Here is a 17,390-nt window from a genome sequence, read left to right on the forward strand (position 1 = left end):
CTCGCTGTTTTTGTCACCGGCAGACGACATGGCTCGCCGAGACGCGGAGCAGCAAAATGGCCGACGGACGGTTACTTTGAGCGTCGCGAAGGCTACCCCCGTCGCGTTTCAGAGACATGCAAAGCAGTCTGAAGAGGGTAGCGACTGACTTGCCCGCGCGAAAAGTTACCTGCGCCCCGCAGGGCGCGTTGGCAGTACCGAATACGTTAGTGGTGACGCCAGGCTTCCGCATTCTGCGTGAGCTTGTCTACCGCGCCCGGCAAAACGCCTTTCACCAGATCGTCAAGTGTCACGCGCTCCAGTACCGCGCGCAGGTTAGCGCGCACGGCGATCCAGACACCTTGCAGCAATTTGGCGGCGCCCTCATACGCTACATCTTCTGGCCACTCGCCGCGCACATTGGCGAGCGGACCTTCAACCGCACGGATGATGTCCGCCAGGGTGACCTGCTTAGGCGCTCTGGCCAACTGATAGCCGCCCTTGGCGCCACGACGCGCCTTGATAAACCCGGCCCGCCGCAAGTCAAACAGGATGTTTTCCAGAAACTTCTTGGGGATATCCTGGTTTTCGGATATCTCAACACCCCGCAGCGAGATGGATTTATCTTCGCGCCACGCCGCCGCCAGCTCCGTCATGGCGCGCAACGCGTAGTCAACTCTGGCTGAAACCTGCATGGCCGTACCTCTTTCTATACCTGTTCTACAAACAATATCACTATCTGTGGTTCGCGGCTATTGCCGCAGTCGATCACAAAACCAGGGAATTCTCCCCAGGACGCATTGACGCAACTCTTCAAAGGCTATAGAGTCGCTTTTATCTACCATGTGGGTAGACATTACGGGCATAAGGGACTTTAAACCATGCAAAACTTCATCTTGCTTTTATTAGCGGGTACTGTGGCCCAGCTTGTGGACGGATCTCTGGGCATGGCGTTCGGCGTAACCTCAACCACGCTGTTGCTGCTGATCGGCATCGCGCCCGTGCTGGCTTCCACCAGCGTACATCTCGCCGAGGTCGGAACGTGCCTCGCGTCCGGCATCGCTCACTGGAAATTCGGCAACGTCGACAAGTCCATGATTCTGTGGATGGGCATTCCGGGCGGCATCGGCGCATTCGTCGGCGCCGTGTTTCTTACCTCGCTCTCGGCCGACACCGCCAAACCCGTCGTGGCCGTCATCCTGTTCAGCCTCGGCGTATACATCCTGATCCGTTTCGCCTTCACGCGAGGACGCAAAGCCATCATCAAACGCCCGATACCCAAGGCGCTACTGATCCCGCTCGGACTCGTGGGCGGCACTATCGACGCAATAGGGGGTGGCGGCTGGGGTCCGGTGGGAACCACCACGCTGCTGTCTTCGGGACGTATGGAGCCCCGCATGGTGGTCGGCACCGTTGATACCAGCGAGTTCATCGTCGCAGTGTGCGCCAGCATCGGCTTCCTGCTGGGACTGAGCATGGCGCAGATTCCGTGGCATATCGTCGGTGCACTGCTTATCGGTGGCGTCATCGCCGCGCCCATCGCCGCCTGGATCGTGCGTCATCTCGACGCGCGGATTTTAGGCACTGCGGTCGGCGGCTGGGTCGTGCTCACCAATGCGCACACGTTCCTGGAGGCGGTCGGCCACAGTGGTGATATAGGTGTACCGGTCTACGCCGCCGCTACGATTCTGTGGCTCACCGGCTTGTACTTCGCCATCTCGGCAGCACGCCGTGAACCCACGCAGGTGTTTACCGCGCCTGAGCAGGATTTCGGCGGCCGCGGCGTGGTCAGCGGGATAGCCGTTTCCGAAGTTAGTTAGCCTCGTTTCCTCCGGGCGCGCTGTACGACGGCGCGCCCTGCCTGAAGCATCCCTCCGTCCGGAGGGATGCTTTTTTTGGTGGCAGGTAACGCAGCTGACGCTTGATCGTGACATCAAGCTCGCCAGACCCGGCCACGACTAGAGGATCAGCCATGACAATCAGCAAGCCAGAGCTCTCCTATTTGATTTGCAAGCGCGACGCCCAGGACCGGAAGCACGCTGCTGTGCGAAACGCTAGCGAATACCGGTATCGCCGGTCGACCCGCGGAACACTTCGAAGTGCTTCTGGAGACCGGTCGGCCGCGCCGGCCGCGCGACTATTTCCAGCGCTCGAACGATCCAGACGTATGGGCGTTTCTGGACGATCCCGAATTTCAGGCCGTGCTCGGCGAACAGGGCGGGTGGTACGGGGACAGCCTGTCCGAAACCGAGTTCGGGACAACCCCGGATTTCGGGCAACTCCGGCGCAACGCATTCGACACTGGAACCGCGGAAAATGGCGTGTTCGGAACCAAAATCATGTGGGCTTACTTCCGGGACTTCGTCCGCCTCGCGCGCCGTGACGGCCGACAGCACATCGCGCCACGAGACATTCCGGCAGCCGTTTTTCCGAACCTTACCGCATTCGTCTGGATGCGCCGCAGAGACACGGTCAGACAGGCCATTTCGCTGTGGAAGGCGCTTCAGACGGGGGAGTGGAAACAGGACGGCGATACACAGGCGGCGAAACCGGAATTGAGGCTCAGCTATGCGGCGGTCGATCATCTGAAACTCCGCATCGATGAGCACAACGACGCATGGAAACAGTTTTTCGGCGGTTACGGACTCAAGCCCATCGAGATCGTATATGAAGACTTTATCAGAGATCACCACGCGGCGATCGTGAACTTGCTCGACCGGATCGGCATCTCGACGCCGGCGAATTTCAACGTCGCGGCAGCGAGAATGAAGCGGCAGGCCGACTCGCTATCGGAAGAATGGGTACGAGAATATCTGCAGGGCAGGCATGATCGCTCGCTCACTGACGACAATGTCCGCGTGGCATAGACTCGGGCGTTTGCCGCACGTAAGCTGAAACCAATATCGAATTCACGCGCTGACAAAGGAGATTGCTTGGCGGATCTACCCAATATCCTCTATATACACTCACACGATACGGGCCGGTGCGTGCAGCCATACGGTCACTCGGTGAGAACCCCGAACATCCAGCGACTCGCCGAAGAGGGCGTCATTTTCCGCCAGGCATTCTGCGCCGCGCCGACGTGTTCCGGCAGCCGCGCCTGCCTGCTCACCGGTCAGTACGCGCACTCGAACGGTATGGTCGGCCTCGCTCACCGCGGGTTCTCGCTCAACGATTACAGTCAGCACATCGTCCACGCGCTAAAACGGCACGGATACTGGTCGGCGCTTATCGGCGAGCAGCACATCAGCAAACACCCCGACATCATCGGCTACGACGAGGTCTTCAAGATTCCGACCAACCAGACCGACCACGTGGTTCCCGTTACGCTCAGGCTGCTGGCACGCGAACACGACCGCCCGTTTTTTCTTTCGGTTGGATTCTTCGAAACGCACCGCGAATGGTTCGAGCCCAGGTCGCCGCGGGACGCGAACTACGTCGCGCCGCCGCCGAATCTTCCCGACGTCCCGCGGACGCGCGCCGACATGGCCGCCTTCGAGGACAGCGCGCGCGCGCTGGATGGTGGCATGGGCACGGTTCTGAATGCGCTCGAAGCGAACGGGCTGGCGGACAATACGCTGGTCATCTGCACCACCGATCACGGCCTGCCCTTCCCCGGCGCGAAGGCCACTCTTTACGACCGGGGTCTGGGCGTGATGTTGATCATGCGTGGGCCGGGCGGAATCAATGGTGGCGTGGCGATCGATGCGCTCGTGTCGCACATCGACGTCTTCCCGACGATCATGGATCTCATTGGCGCCGAAAGGCCGGATTATCTGCAGGGTGAGTCGCTGTTACCGCTGGTCATCGGCGAACAGGACGAGGTGCGGGAGACGATCTTCGGGGAGAAGACCTATCACGTCGCCTATGAACCCGAACGCAGCGCGCGCACGCACCGCTACAAGTACATCCGACGCTTCGACAAGAGCCATCCCAACCCCGTGTTGGCCAACATCGACGACGGCCCCAGCAAGGACGTGATACTGGAGAACGGCTGGGCGGATCATGCGATACCCGAGGAGCGACTGTTCGACCTACTGCATGACCCGCAGGAAATGCACAACGTTGCGTGCGAACCCGATCACGCCGACGCCATCGCGGACATGCGAGATAGATTGCGCCGCTGGATGGCCGAGACGCGGGACCCGCTCCTGAAAGGTCCGGTGCCCGCGCCTAAAGGCGCGGTGCTGAACACGCCCGATCAGACGTCTCCGAGAGAACCAACCATTACTGTCTGAATTGCGCCGGGCTCAGCTCGCGACAGCGATCCCGGAACTGGCACGTGTGCCCAGGGCGCTTATTTCACCCGGCTTGTATCACGCCAGTTCTCAGCCCGCTCAGCTCCGGCCGACAGTGAGCGACAGGCGATCATCCTCGGCATCGACCCTGATGACGTCGCCCGGCACAAACTTACCGGCGAGCATCGCCTGCGCGAGCGGGTTTTCGAGCTGGCTCTGAATCGCGCGCTTTAATGGGCGGGCGCCATAAACCGGATCGAATCCGGCCGTGCCCAGTTTGTCGAGCGCGGCTTCGGTGATCTCCAGAGTCAGATCACGTTCGGCCAGCCGTTGGCGCAAAAACCCGAGCTGAATCTTCGTGATCGCGCGAATCTGCTCACGCGCGAGTGGGTGAAAGACAACGGTTTCATCCACACGATTGATGAATTCAGGCCGGAAGTGCTGGCTCACGATCTCCATTACCGCCGCTTTCATGCGTTCGTAGTTGTCTTCACCCGCCATCTCCTGAATGACCTGACTGCCGAGGTTGGAGGTCATCACGATGACGGTGTTGCGGAAGTTCACCGTGCGACCGTGGCCGTCGGTCAAACGCCCGTCATCCAGCACCTGCAGTAACACGTTGAACACGTCCGGGTGCGCTTTTTCGATTTCATCCAGCAGGATCACCGAGTACGGTTTGCGGCGCACCGCTTCGGTAAGATAACCGCCTTCCTCGTAGCCGACATATCCGGGCGGCGCGCCGATCAGCCGCGCGACCGAGTGCTTCTCCATGAACTCGGACATATCGATGCGAATCATCGCATCGACGGTGTCGAACAGAAACGCCGCCAGCGCCTTGGTCAGCTCGGTCTTGCCGACGCCGGTAGGGCCTAAGAACAGGAACGAGCCGCTGGGCCGGTTGGGATCGGAAAGCCCCGCCCGCGCGCGTCGGATCGCATCGGAAACAGCTTTGACGGCCTCAGTCTGACCCACCACGCGCTCGGCAAGCGCGGTCTCCATGCGCAGCAGTTTTTCGCGCTCGCCTTCCAGCATTCTGGAAACGGGTATGCCCGTCCAGCGCGAGACCACCTCGGCGATCTCTTCGTCGGTTACCTTGTTGCGCAACAGAGTCGTCTCCTGCTGCTCGACCGCGTTCGCCTGCGCTAGCTGCTTCTCGAGTTCCGGAATACGCCCGTACTGCAGTTCCGACATACGCGTCAGATCGCCCGCACGCCGCGCCGTTTCCAGCTCGACCCTGGCGCGCTCCAGTTCTTCCTTGATGTGCGCCGCGCCCTGCAGAGCGGCTTTTTCGGCTTTCCATACTTCCTCCAGATCCGAGTACTCGCGTTCCAGTCTGGCGATATCTTCTTCCAAGGTCGCCAGACGCTTTCTCGACGCGTCGTCGGTTTCCTTTTTCAATGCCTCGCGTTCGATCTTCAGCTGGATCAGGCGACGGTCGAGCCGGTCCATCTCCTCCGGCTTGGAGTCCATCTCCATGCGAATGCGCGAAGCCGCTTCGTCAATAAGATCAATCGCCTTGTCGGGGAGTTGCCGGTCGGTGATGTAACGCTGCGACAAGGTGGCCGCCGCGACGATGGCGGGATCGGTGATCTCCACACCGTGATGGACTTCATAACGCTCTTTCAATCCACGCAGGATGGCGATGGTGTCCTCCATTGACGGCTCGTCCACCAGCACGCGCTGGAACCGGCGCTCAAGTGCTGCATCTTTCTCGATGTGCTGACGATATTCATCCAAGGTGGTGGCGCCGATGCAGTGCAACTCGCCGCGCGCGAGCGCGGGCTTGAGCATGTTGCCGGCGTCCATGGCGCCCTCGGCCTTGCCGGCGCCAACGACGGTATGGATCTCGTCGATGAATAGAATAATGCGTCCTTCCTGCTTGGCAAGATCGTTCAGCACGGCTTTCAGGCGTTCCTCGAATTCGCCGCGAAACTTAGCACCCGCGATTAACGAGCCCATGTCCAGCGACAGAACGCGACGATTTTTCAGGCCCTCCGGCACTTCGCCGTTGACGATGCGCTGCGCCAGTCCTTCCACGATGGCTGTCTTGCCGACACCCGGTTCGCCGATCAGCACCGGATTGTTCTTGGTGCGCCGCTGTAGCACCTGGATCGAGCGGCGAATCTCGTCGTCGCGGCCGATCACCGGATCGAGCTTGCCCTGCTCCGCGCGCTCGGTTAAGTCCACCGTGTATTTCTCCAGCGCCTGCCGCTGCTGTTCCGCATTGGGATCATTCACAGTCTGGCCGCCGCGCATCGTCTCGATGGCTTTTTCGACCGCCTCTCTGCTCGCGCCGGCCTGTTTCAGAATGTCGCTTAAGTTCCCGCGATCCTCCAACGCCGCCAGCACGAACAGCTCGGACGAGATGTAATCGTCCTTGCGCTTCTGCGCGAGTTTGTCGGTGAGGTTCATAACGCGGTTGAGGTCGTTGGAGACATGGACTTCACCTGCCGACGCACCCTGCACCTGCGGCAAACGATCCAGCGCCTCGCCCAGTTGCGAGCGCAGACGGTTGACATTGACATCGGCCTGCGTCAGCAAATGGCGCACACTGCCGCCATCCTGATCGAGCAGCGCGATCATCAAATGCACAGGCTCGATGAACGGGTGATCGCGCCCGACGGCGATTGACTGCGCGTCCTGCAACGCCAGTTGAAATTTGCTGGTGAGTTTATCGATTCGCATGGTGCTGACTCTCGGTCTCGTCGTATGTCAACTAACCTATGGGCTTTGCGGGTGTATTCTAATGCGCTCTTCGCCGAAAATCGCTCCTAAGCATCTTTCCCGGGAAGCTTCACAGCGGGGCGAGGCCCGCGAAATCCCGCCCGCGCGCTCACGCGCTACCCGCTTTGCGATAGGGGTGCGCTTCTCCCCTTTTCGCAGAGGGGGATTTCAACGCGCCAGCCAGATCAGATTCGCCATGCGGCCGGTACACTTGTCGCGCCGGTACGAAAAGAAACGCGCGGGATCGCTATAGGTGCATAACCCGCCGCCGAAAACGGCTGTAACGCCCATGGCGGCGAGGCGAAGCCGCGCGAGCTGGCAAATATCCGCCAGCCAGCGACCAGCTGGAGAAGGCGCGAACGCAGCGGCGCTTCCCGCGTGATGCGCGACGAACGCGTTTCGCACTTCCGGTCCGACCTCGAAAGCCGTCGGGCCGATCGCCGGGCCAAACCAGGCCATGAGCTCGGCGGGCCGGGCGGCGAGCGCTTCGACTGTAACTTCCAGCACGCCGGCCAGAAGTCCGCGCCAGCCGACATGCGCGGCGGCTACTCGCAAGCCGGCGCGGTCGCACAACAGCACCGGCAGACAATCGGCCGTCAACACCGCGCAAACGACGCCGGATTGAAAAGCGACCGAGGCGTCCGCCTTGACGCCGTCACAGTCTGTGCTCGCATCGACAACCCGCGAACCATGCACCTGCGAGAGCCAGGCCGGTTCGCGTGGCAATGCCAGACGACGCATCAAGCGTGCCCTGTTGATCCTCACATGGTCCGGATCGTCACCCACATGCAATGCCAGGTTGAGCGTGTGGCGCGGCGCGCGGCTGACACCGCCTTGCCGGCTGGTGGAGCAGGCGTGGACGCAGGCGGGCGCGGGCCAGTGCGCCCGCAGCCAGGAATGGGGAATCTCATTCATGCGACGCCGCGTCGTCGCGCAGGACGTCGATCAGCGCCTGCATGTCCGCGGGCAGCGGCGCGGTCCAGCTCACGGCCGCTCCGCTACCGGGATGGACAAGCTCCAGACGCGCCGCGTGCAGCGCCTGACGTCTAAATTTGCGAAGTGCGTCTACGAGCGATTCGCTGGCGCCCGCCGGCAGCATCAGGCGCCCGCCATAAACGGGATCGCCCGCGACGGGATGGCGAATGTGCGCCATGTGCACACGAATCTGATGGGTGCGACCGGTATCCAGTCGCACCCGCAGTAGGGTATGCGTGCGATATCGCGTTTCGATACGGTAATGCGTCCGCGCCGGTTTGCCTGTGTCTGTCACCGCCATGCGCTTGCGGTCGACGGGATGACGACCGATCGCCTTTTCCACCATGCCGCCGGAGATCAGACGCCCGCCCACCAACGCGAGATATTCCCGCTTTACGGTCCGCGCTTTGAGCTGATCGACCAGTCGTTTATGCGCGGGAAGTGATTTCGCCACCACCAGCAGGCCGCTGGTGTCCTTGTCCAGCCGGTGTACGATGCCGGCGCGCGGAACGCTTTCCTGCTGTGGCGCGTGATGCAGCAGCGCATTGAGCAACGTGCCTCCCCAGTTGCCCGCGGCAGGATGCGCGACCAGGCCTGCCGGCTTGTCGATCACCAGGAGATGATCGTCTTCGTAAACGACGTCCAGCGCGATCGCCTGCGCCTCGAAACCAGTTTGCGGCGCGATCCGTGCGAGAATAACCACCTGCTCGCCGCCGCGCACGGGATCGCGTACGCGTGGCTGCAAACCATTTATCCGCACGTAACCCAGTCTGATCCACTGCTGCAGACGGGCGCGCGAATAATCAGGAAACAGCTTGGCAAGCGCCTGGTCCGTGCGCTCGCCGGAGTTGCCAGCGGGAATTATGCCAGTTAACCTCAGTTCTTCAGACATGCGAAGTGCGCGCCGGCATCACTGGCGGACAATAACAGCGGATTCGACACCCGACGCGTGGCAGATTCCTCACGGAGTTCGGAGTGACAACTATACGTTCCGAATGACAACCACACTTTCGGAATGACAACCGCTGCTAATCTGTCTGTTGCAGGCCCAATTGTATCCGCTCAACCAGATTTCCTGAGTACCATGAACACATACAAGCTAATGACCATTACCTGCGCCATGGCGCTGCTCGGAGCCTGCGCCACCATCGAAGATGACCAGACCGAGGACTGGTCGGCCGCCAAATTGTACGAGGAAGCCAAAGCCGCCCTGGATCGCGGCTATTACCAGACCGCCATCGATTACTACGAAACGCTGGAAGCCCGCTATCCGTTCGGCCGCTATGCGCAACAGGCGCAAATCGAGGGCGCCTACGCGTATTACAAATACAATGAGCTCGATTCCGCCATCGCCGCGGCCGACCGCTTCATCAAACTGCACCCCCTGGATGAGCACGCGGATTACGCCTGGTACCTCAAGGGTCTCGCCAATTTTGACCGCACCCGCGACTATTTCGATTTCATCATGGACAGCAATCCGTCGGAGAATGATCCGACCCCGATGATCCGCGCATTCGACGATTTCGGGTACCTGCTCAGAAACTATCCCGATTCCCGCTACGTGGAGGACGCACGCCAGCGCATGGTGTATCTGCGCAACGAACTGGCTGAATACGAACTGGGCGTCGCGGACTATTACATACGGCGCGGCGCGTGGGTTGCGGCGGCCAATCGCGCCAAGTATGTCGTGGAGCATTACGAGGGCGCGGAATCCATGCCGACCGCGCTGGGCGTGATGATTACCGCATATCGCAGGCTGGGGCTAAATGATCTCGCCGTTGACGCCACGCGCGTATTGCGTCTGAATTTTCCCGAGCGCGCCTCGGAGTTGCTCGCCGCGCGCGATTGACCGCCCCAGCCAGCCGGCATTCAATTCACCACGTCTCGGCTCATTCAGGTTCCAGCCTTGGCCCCGCACGCGACGCTCAAATTAACGCCTTCATCTTCGCGCCCATTTCGGCCGGTGAGCGGGCGATGCTCACGCCGGCCGCCGCCAGCGCCTCGAATTTCTGGTCGGCGGTGCCCTGACCGCCGCTGACGATAGCGCCGGCATGGCCCATGCGCTTGCCGGGCGGCGCGGTAACGCCGGCGATATACGCCACCACCGGCTTGCTTACGTGTGACTGAATGTATGTGGCCGCCTGCTCTTCGGCGGTGCCGCCGATTTCCCCCACGAGGATGATGCCCTCGGTGTGCGGGTCCTGCTCGAACAGCGCCAGGCAATCGACGAAATTCATGCCCTGTATCGGATCGCCGCCGATGCCGATGCAGGTGCTCTGGCCCAGACCGTTCTGGCTGGTCTGATACACCGCCTCGTAGGTCAGGGTGCCGGAGCGCGAGATGATGCCGATGCCGCCCGGGGTGTGGATCGCGCCGGGCATGATGCCCAGTTTGCACGCGCCGGGCGTGATGATGCCGGGGCAATTGGGCCCGATCAGGTACGTGTCAACATTCACCAGCGCGGCCTTGACTCGCAGCATGTCCAGCACCGGAATCCCTTCGGTGATGCACACGATCACCCGCAGGCCGGCGTCGGCCGCTTCCAGAATCGCGTCCGCGGCGAAGTCGGCGGCGACGTAGATCATGGTCGCCTGCGCGCCCGTCGTGGGCACCGCCTCGGCGACGGTATCGAACACCGGCCGCTCCAGATGCGTCATCCCGCCGCGGCCTGGTGTCACCCCGCCCACCAGGCAGGTGCCGTATTCGATGGCTTGCTCGCTGTGAAAACTGCCCTGCTTGCCCGTAAAGCCCTGACAAATGACCTTCGTGTTGCTGTCGACGAGTATGCTCATGACGCCGCCTTCACCGCCTTGTCCGCAGCGTCGCTCAGGCCCTCGGCGGCGATGATGTTGAGGCCGCTGGCGGCGAGCATCTCGCGGCCGCGCTGTTCGTTGGTGCCTGCCAGACGCACCACCACCGGCACGCGCACATGCACGTCGCGCACGGCTTCGATGATGCCTTCGGCGATCAGATCGCAACGCACGATGCCGCCGAAGATGTTGACCAGCACCGCGTCAACGCTCCCGTCCGAGAGCAACAGCTTGAACGCCTGCGTCACGCGGTGCACGGTGGCGTTGCCGCCCACGTCCAGGAAATTGGCGGGGAATCCGCCGTGCAGCTTGATCAGGTCCATGGTCGCCATGGCCAGACCGGCGCCGTTTACCATGCAGCCGATGCTGCCGTTCAGCTTGATGTAATTGAGGTCCAGCTGGCTGGCGCGCGCCTCGCGTTCGTTCTCCTGCGACGGATCACGCAAATCGACCAGCTCGGGATGCCGGTACAAGGCATTGTCGTCCAGGGTAATTTTGGCGTCCAGCGCAAGCAGCTCGCCACCTTTGGTCAGCACCAGCGGATTGACCTCCACCAGGCTTGCGTCGTGCCGCACAAACAGCGTGTACAGTTTTGCAAGCAGCGCGCTGAACTGGCCGACCTGATCCTTGTTCAGCCCCAGTGCAAACCCCAGGCGACGTCCCTGGTACGGCAGCAGACCGCTGGCGGGATGAATGGCCGCGGTCAGGATCAACTCCGGTGTCTCGGCGGCCACCGTCTCGATGTTCATGCCACCCGCGGAAGAGGCCATGACCGTGATACGCTCACGCGCACGGTCCACCAGCAGGCTCAAGTAATATTCGGTCTGGATGTCGGTCACGGCCTCCACCAGCAGCGCACTGACCGGCAGGCCTTCCGCATCCGTCTGCGGCGTGATCAGCTGGCTGCCGAGCAGAGCCGATACGGCGGCGGCAAGCTCGCTGCGGGTGTGCACGATGCGTACTCCGCCGCCCTTGCCGCGGCCGCCGGCGTGCACCTGCGCCTTCACGGCCCAGGAGATGTCGTCAAGGCGGGCGTAAACCTCGCGCAAATCGCCCAGCTTGCGGACGACCACGCCGGGCGGCACCGGAATGCCGGCTTGCTTGAATAGCGCTTTGGCCTGGTATTCGTGAAGATTCATGGATAGCGATCGAAGCAGTACGTCCCCCCGGAATTTCATGCGACGCTATGCGACAGCGAGCTTGCCCCCTCCCCGCGGGCGCAGGCGTTGCCCCGCCGCAAGCGCGAGACTATCGATATTATTCGCCGGCGGCAACCGTCCACCCATCGGCGTTGCAAGATAGCTCCGTCGGCATGCGTGACCGCCTGGCGGCTTGCAGATGCGGCCTGTCCCCCACACACTAGCGGCATGTCACGCCTGTTACTTATTCTGGTGATCGTTTTTATCGTGATCGTGCTGTGGAAAAGCATGCTTCGGAAGATCGAGGCCGGCAACCGGAATGACCAAAGAAAAACCATCGCGCGCAACATGGTCCGCTGCGATTACTGCGGATTGCATGTGTCGGAAGACACCGTGGTGCGGCTGGGCAGCCGCCGCTACTGCTCGGACGAGCACCGGGCGCTGCATAACGAGCCACGCGACAAGTAAGCTTCAACTTCTCAGAACAGGCAGCCAAGCGACAACCAGCGCCAGACTCCGTCGCGGGTATCCGCATTCATGCTGAGTCCGTCGGGCGACACCGCCAATCTCAACGCTTCGCCGTGGAAGACACTGCGACTGCTCAACGTGTACCGGCTGGCGCTGGCGGTGCTGTTCATGGCGGTCATTGTTATCTCCGGGCCCAACGTTCTCGGCCAGCACAACGCATTTCTGTTCATCGCGATCAATGCGCTTTATATTCTTTTTCTGCTGTCGTCTGGCGTATCCGGTCGTTATCGCTGGCCGGCGCTGAAACTTCAGGTCTACGCGCAGGCGCTGATCGATATAGTCGCGATCACTTTGCTGATGCACGCCAGCGGCGGCATCGGCAGCGGTCTCGGCGTGCTGATGATCGCCGCGGTCGCCGCGGCAAGCGTGCTGGCGCCTGGCCGCGCTGCGCTGGTCGTGGCCGCGCTGGCCTCGCTATCGCTGCTTGGCGCCGAAGTGCACGCGGACCTGTTTGGCGGCTACCGCGCAACCTCGTATACGCAAACAGGCTTGCTCGGCGCGTCGCTGTTCGCAACCGCCTGGCTCACCGTCGCGCTGTCGCGCCGCGCGCACACGAGCGAGGCGCTGGCCGTACGCCGCGGCATCGATCTCGCCAACCTCGCCGAACTCAACGGCCTGATCGTCAATCGCATGCAGTCCGGCATCATCGTGGTGGACGACACGGCCGAAATCCGCCTGATGAACAGCGCGGCCCGCGCGTTGCTGAATTGCGCGGATGAGAATCCGCGCGGACTGAAAGAATTGTCGTATCCGCTGTATCGGCTGTTCCTCGAGTGGCTGCCGGGGCGGGAGACCAACGCGCCGCCGCAAAAGTTGGAACACGATCGTGCGACGACCCTGCAGGCGCGGTTCGCGCGGGTGGGCGCACGCCGCGAGGATCGCGGCGTGGTGATTAACGTGGACGATACCGCAGAAATTAATCGCCAGATTCAGGAAACCAAGCTGGCCTCTTTAAGCCGCCTTACCGCCAGCATCGCGCACGAAATCCGCAATCCGCTGGGCGCTATCAGTCACGCCGCGCAATTGCTGGGCGAGTCACCCGGAATGGATCGCGCGGATCGGCGCATGGTGGACATGATCCGCGAGCAGAGCAAACGCATGAATGCGGTCATCCACGACGTGCTGCGACTGTACCGCAAGGATCAGCCGAACGCGGAAGTCATCGTACTCCAGACCTGGCTGGAGGCTTTCAACGCGCAGTTCAGCCGCGACCACGGGCTCGCGCCGAAGTGGGCCGCGATTAGCATCACGCCCCCTGATACGGCCATCAAAATGGACGCCAATCATATTTGCATCAGGTGCTCTGGAATCTGTACGAAAACGCCCTCAAATACGGTTGCGACGAACACAAGCGCCCGTCGCTGGCGCTCACCGGCGGCCGTGCGCCCGGCGGCGCCACCGCGCACCTGGACATAACGGATCAGGGACCCGGCATCGAGCCCGAACTGCGGGCGCAATTGTTCGAGCCGTTCGTCACTTCCAGCACCCAGGGCACGGGGCTGGGGTTATTCATGGCGCGCGAGTTGTGTCACGCGGACGGCGGCGAGCTGAGTTACAGTCTTGGGGCGGGCGGCGGCGGCAGTTTTCGCATTCAGTTCCCGCTGAGCATGCCCAAACCGACGCCAGGCACGGGCGACGGCGCGCCCGCCGGAACTCACGGCCGGACGGTCGCGGACAAAGACGCGGCGCGACCGATGTACATCGCGCGCGCAACGTCCGCACCCTCGTAACGACAAGACCTCGGGGAGATTGCGTGTGCAACGCGCATTGATCGTTGACGACGAAGCGGATATCCGCGAGCTGCTGGAGATCACGCTCAATCGCATGAAGCTCGATACGCAGGCGGCAGCCAGCGTACAGCATGCCAAAGCGCTGCTGCATGAACGTCGCTTCGACCTGTGCCTTACCGATCTACGCCTGCCGGACGGCGACGGCATCGAGCTGGTCAGCTACATCCAGGCGCATCACGCCAGCACGCCGGTCGCCGTCATCACCGCGTACGGGAGTATGGAGACCGCGATCAGGGCACTGAAGGCCGGCGCGTTCGATTTCGTCTCCAAGCCCATCGAACTTGCGATGCTGCGCGACCTGGTGAACAGCGCGCTGAAACTGTCGCAACCCGGTGGCGCGAAAGCCGCCGCGCGCGAAGATCCGCTGCTGGGAACGTCGCCCGCGATGGCGCACCTCAAGGCCACCATGAGCAAACTCGCGCGCAGTCAGGCGCCGGTGTATCTGCTGGGCGAGTCGGGCGCCGGCAAGGAACTGGTGGCGCGCCAGATTCACGATCTCGGGCCGCGCGCCGAACGGCCGTTCGTGCCGGTGAACTGCGGCGCGATTCCAACGGAGCTGATGGAGAGCGAGTTCTTCGGTCACCTCAAGGGCAGTTTTACCGGCGCGGTGGCGGATAAACAGGGGTTGTTTCAGGCCGCCAACGGCGGTTCGCTGTTTCTGGATGAAGTCGCCGAGCTGCCGCTGCACATGCAGGTTAAGCTGCTGCGCGCGATACAGGAGCGCGCCGTAAAACCGATCGGCGCGCAGCAGGAAGCGTCGGTGGATGTGCGGATTTTAAGCGCCACCCACAAGAATTTGAGCGACCAGATCGCGCTGGGCCGTTTTCGCCAGGATCTCTACTACCGCATCAACGTGATCGAGCTGCGCGTACCGCCCCTGCGCGAGCGGTTGCCTGATCTGCCGTTGCTTGCCGAACACATTCTCAAACGTTTCGCGACGCAGGGGCGCGCGCCGATATTACGGCTGTCGGCCCAGGCGCTGGAAAAGCTCGAAGCGTATCGGTTCCCCGGCAATGTGCGTGAGCTGGAGAATATTCTGGAGCGCGCCGCGACCCTGTGCGAGGGTCAGAGCATCCAGGCGCGCGACTTGCGCTTGCCGGAATCGGAAACTCAGCCTGGCGCCCCGCCGACCGCGGTGTCGGCGATGGCCGCGCCCAGCCACCTCGAGGACTATCTCGAAGACAAGGAAAAAACCGCCATCATGTCCGCGCTGGAAAAAACCCGCTGGAACCGCACCGCCGCCGCCAGGCTTTTAGGCATCAGCTTCCGGCAGTTACGCTATCGGTTGAAGAAGTTAAATCTGGACTGAACAGCAGGAATAACCACGCGGCGCGCGCGACGCGGAGCTCAACACAGCGATTAGCGTCAACGTTTACTTCTGGCGCCGCGCCGCATCCCATGCCCACAAGTGCGAATGCAACTGCAACTGCAACGAGCAAATGGTTGACAGTATCTCCATAGCCAAAGCTCCTCTAACGCTTCGATGGAACTCTGGATCCGGCGGTGTAACTTGAAGCCCGCAAGCGTAAGTGCGCGGCCGCGATCAATCCGCCGATCATCTTGTGTGCTGGAACCGACCCAGAGTTCGAAATTTGCCAACCGACCAGGCTAATGTCCGTAACGACTATATTTCCAAGCCAGAGCTTAAGAAATGCGATCTTTCTTTCGCGAGATCGAGCTTGGACATAACGGCGCGACCATTCCACTTACCCAAAGCCCAGCAGAATTGGCCTCGTAGGCTGGAACAAGCCCGCGAATCCCGTCTCGGCAAGAACGGCCCGCGATGCCGGTTTAGTCGTAGCTCAACGTCGCCTGTGAGCGTTATGTCGCGCCTGTCAAACCGCGCCGCCTGGTAACCGTTGCTGCCGGCCGGCCAGTTCGACCAGCGTCTCCATCCGGACCAGTCGTCTATCGATGTTACGCACGTCGTCGTCGAGCCGTTCGACTCTTTTAGCCAGTTCCATAACGCGCTCGTTGAGCACGAACCCGGTGCGCAACGCCTCGACCACCTTGTCACGCCAGGTCACGGCTTGCGCGCCGCGAGTTCGGCGTGCGTCTTGTCGAGCCGGCTGTTTACCTTGTCCACGTAAGCAATGGCTGCTTCGTTCGATTGGATCAGCGCCTCGGCAAGCTGTACTAGCGTCGCGTCGTTATCGTCCTTTTCCGCCGCCGGGTCATAGCTTCGCAAGGAGCGCCGCACGATTTCCGCGAAAGTCACTTGCGCGTCGCTGGCCATGGCCTCGGCCCGGCGGATCAGTGCGCGCGGCATCAGAATATGCTTGCGCTCCATGCGCCCGTCATGATGAAGCAGGTCATCCGCGGCTCTGGCCATCTCGATACCTTGTGTAGTCTGACGAGCATCGAAAGCTAGCACATGCACATCACATGCACAATATTGGGTGGCAAGCCCGCGCGGGCCAACCCACCGCGGTCGGTGAATACACCCGCAAAGCTTGCCCTGAGATTGCCGAACGGGGCGCGGGATTCATCCACCCTGCATCGCTGTATGCGCTTCAAAAAGAACGGCGTCATTTCCAGTAGCGCGAGAAATCCTGCTCCGCCTTATTGAGCCGTCGCGCTAAAGTTTGGTGGACACACACGCAATGCCTGACCTGCGCTTGTCAAACGGGGCGGCGGCTTTATCGGCCCCGCGCCGCTACGTAACCGCAATAAGATGTCAGCCCGCCACTTCTTTCACCGTGCTCGGCTTCGCCATCTCCAGCGCCTCACGAAGCGCGGGAACCAGCGGCAGGAGATCTGGCGGCCGATTGGTCTCCGTACGAAGGACGATAAGCCCGAAGGACCGACCGCTGAGATGCTGTTGGTTAGCAATGCCCTTGTCGCCAGTGACCAAGACATCGAACTGCTCTGTCATCGCGTCGAGGAGATTGTCCAGGTCCGCCCAACCCATTTCGGAGCCGTAGATACTTCATGCCCGGGCAGGCTCTCGCGCAGTCCTCTCGGCACACATGCGTCGAGCAGGATTCGCATCTGGTCAGCGCGAGTTATGCGGCGACTGCCTGGGAGAGCAGTGCCGACTTCGCCAACTCCAGGACCGCGATTGCGTGATGACGAGAAACACTAGCAGCCTGTCGGACTTTCGCAGGTTTATCCGACGTGGATTTGTACGAAGATAGCGGAGCCACAGTAGCGAGGGGAAGCGATGACACGATTTATCACGATTGACCGCGATACGGCGTATCTGCT

Annotated in this window: 17 protein-coding genes; 8 read left to right on the forward strand and 9 right to left on the reverse strand. The window is 61.8% G+C overall.

The genetic code is table 11. The features are described from left to right. Nucleotides 1-206: 206 nt before the first annotated feature. On the reverse strand, nucleotides 207-674 hold the full coding sequence (locus H0V34_08855; GenBank protein MBA2491794.1) for an Rrf2 family transcriptional regulator: 468 nt from the start codon (nucleotides 672-674) through the stop codon (nucleotides 207-209). 186 nt (nucleotides 675-860) lie between these two features. Between H0V34_08855 and H0V34_08860 the strand changes: the two genes are divergently transcribed. The 3 genes from H0V34_08860 (at nucleotide 861) to H0V34_08870 (ending at nucleotide 4,217) form a co-directional block, all read left to right on the forward strand. Continuing rightward, the gene (locus tag H0V34_08860) at nucleotides 861-1,799 is read left to right on the forward strand and encodes a sulfite exporter TauE/SafE family protein (protein ID MBA2491795.1); all 939 of its coding nucleotides are present in this window, start codon (nucleotides 861-863) and stop codon (nucleotides 1,797-1,799) included. A gap of 219 nt (nucleotides 1,800-2,018) precedes the next feature. Then, complete coding sequence (locus H0V34_08865; GenBank protein ID MBA2491796.1) at nucleotides 2,019-2,846, forward strand: hypothetical protein; 828 nt, start codon at nucleotides 2,019-2,021, stop codon at nucleotides 2,844-2,846. A 66-nt stretch (nucleotides 2,847-2,912) separates the two neighbouring features. Further along, on the forward strand, nucleotides 2,913-4,217 hold the full coding sequence (locus H0V34_08870) for a sulfatase (protein MBA2491797.1): 1,305 nt from the start codon (nucleotides 2,913-2,915) through the stop codon (nucleotides 4,215-4,217). A gap of 99 nt (nucleotides 4,218-4,316) precedes the next feature. Here the strand turns inward: H0V34_08870 and clpB are convergent, their stop codons facing one another. From clpB to rluD, 3 genes are all read right to left on the reverse strand, one after another. Continuing rightward, nucleotides 4,317-6,896 carry an ATP-dependent chaperone ClpB gene (gene clpB, locus H0V34_08875; protein MBA2491798.1) on the reverse strand — a complete coding sequence of 860 codons (2,580 nt, stop codon included), beginning with the start codon at nucleotides 6,894-6,896 and terminating at the stop codon, nucleotides 4,317-4,319. Between the two features lie 213 nt (nucleotides 6,897-7,109). Next, the gene (gene pgeF, locus H0V34_08880; GenBank protein ID MBA2491799.1) at nucleotides 7,110-7,856 is read right to left on the reverse strand and encodes a peptidoglycan editing factor PgeF; all 747 of its coding nucleotides are present in this window, start codon (nucleotides 7,854-7,856) and stop codon (nucleotides 7,110-7,112) included. Next, a complete protein-coding gene (gene rluD, locus H0V34_08885) occupies nucleotides 7,849-8,808 on the reverse strand; it encodes a 23S rRNA pseudouridine(1911/1915/1917) synthase RluD (GenBank protein ID MBA2491800.1) in 960 nt (319 codons plus the stop codon). Before rluD ends, pgeF begins: the two co-directional genes overlap by 8 nt. A gap of 210 nt (nucleotides 8,809-9,018) precedes the next feature. On the opposite strand from rluD, the gene H0V34_08890 reads away from it, so the two are divergent. Next, the gene (locus tag H0V34_08890; protein ID MBA2491801.1) at nucleotides 9,019-9,765 is read left to right on the forward strand and encodes an outer membrane protein assembly factor BamD; all 747 of its coding nucleotides are present in this window, start codon (nucleotides 9,019-9,021) and stop codon (nucleotides 9,763-9,765) included. A 76-nt stretch (nucleotides 9,766-9,841) separates the two neighbouring features. On the opposite strand, the gene sucD is transcribed toward H0V34_08890, so the two are convergent. Together sucD and sucC are read right to left on the reverse strand one after the other, a co-directional pair. Further along, nucleotides 9,842-10,708: a succinate--CoA ligase subunit alpha gene (gene sucD, locus H0V34_08895; protein ID MBA2491802.1), complete on the reverse strand. Its 867-nt coding sequence runs from the start codon at nucleotides 10,706-10,708 to the stop codon at nucleotides 9,842-9,844. After that, nucleotides 10,705-11,865 (reverse strand): ADP-forming succinate--CoA ligase subunit beta, encoded by a 1,161-nt coding sequence (sucC, locus tag H0V34_08900; GenBank protein ID MBA2491803.1) that lies wholly within the window; start codon nucleotides 11,863-11,865, stop codon nucleotides 10,705-10,707. The genes sucD and sucC overlap by 4 nt, the downstream gene beginning before the upstream one ends. A 228-nt stretch (nucleotides 11,866-12,093) precedes the next feature. Here sucC and H0V34_08905 point away from each other — a divergent pair, with 228 nt between their 5' ends. From H0V34_08905 to H0V34_08920, 4 genes are all read left to right on the forward strand, one after another. Continuing rightward, entirely contained in the window at nucleotides 12,094-12,333 is a 240-nt protein-coding gene (locus H0V34_08905; protein ID MBA2491804.1) for a hypothetical protein, read from the forward strand. A 69-nt stretch (nucleotides 12,334-12,402) separates the two neighbouring features. Continuing rightward, nucleotides 12,403-13,809: a two-component sensor histidine kinase gene (locus H0V34_08910; GenBank protein ID MBA2491805.1), complete on the forward strand. Its 1,407-nt coding sequence runs from the start codon at nucleotides 12,403-12,405 to the stop codon at nucleotides 13,807-13,809. After that, the gene (locus H0V34_08915) at nucleotides 13,692-14,123 is read left to right on the forward strand and encodes a sensor histidine kinase (GenBank protein ID MBA2491806.1); all 432 of its coding nucleotides are present in this window, start codon (nucleotides 13,692-13,694) and stop codon (nucleotides 14,121-14,123) included. The genes H0V34_08910 and H0V34_08915 overlap by 118 nt, the downstream gene beginning before the upstream one ends. Before the next feature lie 19 nt (nucleotides 14,124-14,142). Beyond that, nucleotides 14,143-15,492: a sigma-54-dependent Fis family transcriptional regulator gene (locus H0V34_08920; protein MBA2491807.1), complete on the forward strand. Its 1,350-nt coding sequence runs from the start codon at nucleotides 14,143-14,145 to the stop codon at nucleotides 15,490-15,492. A gap of 526 nt (nucleotides 15,493-16,018) precedes the next feature. Here the strand turns inward: H0V34_08920 and H0V34_08925 are convergent. From H0V34_08925 to H0V34_08935, 3 genes are all read right to left on the reverse strand, one after another. Further along, nucleotides 16,019-16,210 (reverse strand): hypothetical protein, encoded by a 192-nt coding sequence (locus H0V34_08925; GenBank protein ID MBA2491808.1) that lies wholly within the window; start codon nucleotides 16,208-16,210, stop codon nucleotides 16,019-16,021. Then, a complete protein-coding gene (locus H0V34_08930) occupies nucleotides 16,207-16,515 on the reverse strand; it encodes a hypothetical protein (protein ID MBA2491809.1) in 309 nt (102 codons plus the stop codon). The genes H0V34_08925 and H0V34_08930 overlap by 4 nt, the downstream gene beginning before the upstream one ends. Before the next feature lie 345 nt (nucleotides 16,516-16,860). Further along, nucleotides 16,861-17,094, reverse strand: coding sequence for a hypothetical protein (locus H0V34_08935; GenBank protein ID MBA2491810.1), 234 nt, complete (start codon nucleotides 17,092-17,094; stop codon nucleotides 16,861-16,863). Nucleotides 17,095-17,390: the final 296 nt, after the last annotated feature.

The sequence above is a fragment of the Gammaproteobacteria bacterium genome (assembly GCA_013696315.1).
Lineage (GTDB): Bacteria > Pseudomonadota > Gammaproteobacteria > JACCYU01 > JACCYU01 > JACCYU01.

What these genes read in the sequence shown, in the direction of transcription:
- H0V34_08855 (MBA2491794.1), bottom strand. Translation starts at nt 674, where the DNA reads ATGCAGGTTTCAGCCAGAGTTGACTACGCGTTGCGCGCCATGACGGAG.
- H0V34_08860 (MBA2491795.1), top strand. Translation starts at nt 861, where the DNA reads ATGCAAAACTTCATCTTGCTTTTATTAGCGGGTACTGTGGCCCAGCTT.
- pgeF (MBA2491799.1), bottom strand. Translation starts at nt 7,856, where the DNA reads ATGAATGAGATTCCCCATTCCTGGCTGCGGGCGCACTGGCCCGCGCCC.
- rluD (MBA2491800.1), bottom strand. Translation starts at nt 8,808, where the DNA reads ATGTCTGAAGAACTGAGGTTAACTGGCATAATTCCCGCTGGCAACTCC.
- H0V34_08890 (MBA2491801.1), top strand. Translation starts at nt 9,019, where the DNA reads ATGACCATTACCTGCGCCATGGCGCTGCTCGGAGCCTGCGCCACCATC.
- sucD (MBA2491802.1), bottom strand. Translation starts at nt 10,708, where the DNA reads ATGAGCATACTCGTCGACAGCAACACGAAGGTCATTTGTCAGGGCTTT.
- sucC (MBA2491803.1), bottom strand. Translation starts at nt 11,865, where the DNA reads ATGAATCTTCACGAATACCAGGCCAAAGCGCTATTCAAGCAAGCCGGC.
- H0V34_08905 (MBA2491804.1), top strand. Translation starts at nt 12,094, where the DNA reads ATGTCACGCCTGTTACTTATTCTGGTGATCGTTTTTATCGTGATCGTG.
- H0V34_08910 (MBA2491805.1), top strand. Translation starts at nt 12,403, where the DNA reads ATGCTGAGTCCGTCGGGCGACACCGCCAATCTCAACGCTTCGCCGTGG.
- H0V34_08930 (MBA2491809.1), bottom strand. Translation starts at nt 16,515, where the DNA reads ATGGCCAGAGCCGCGGATGACCTGCTTCATCATGACGGGCGCATGGAG.
- H0V34_08935 (MBA2491810.1), bottom strand. Translation starts at nt 17,094, where the DNA reads ATGGGTTGGGCGGACCTGGACAATCTCCTCGACGCGATGACAGAGCAG.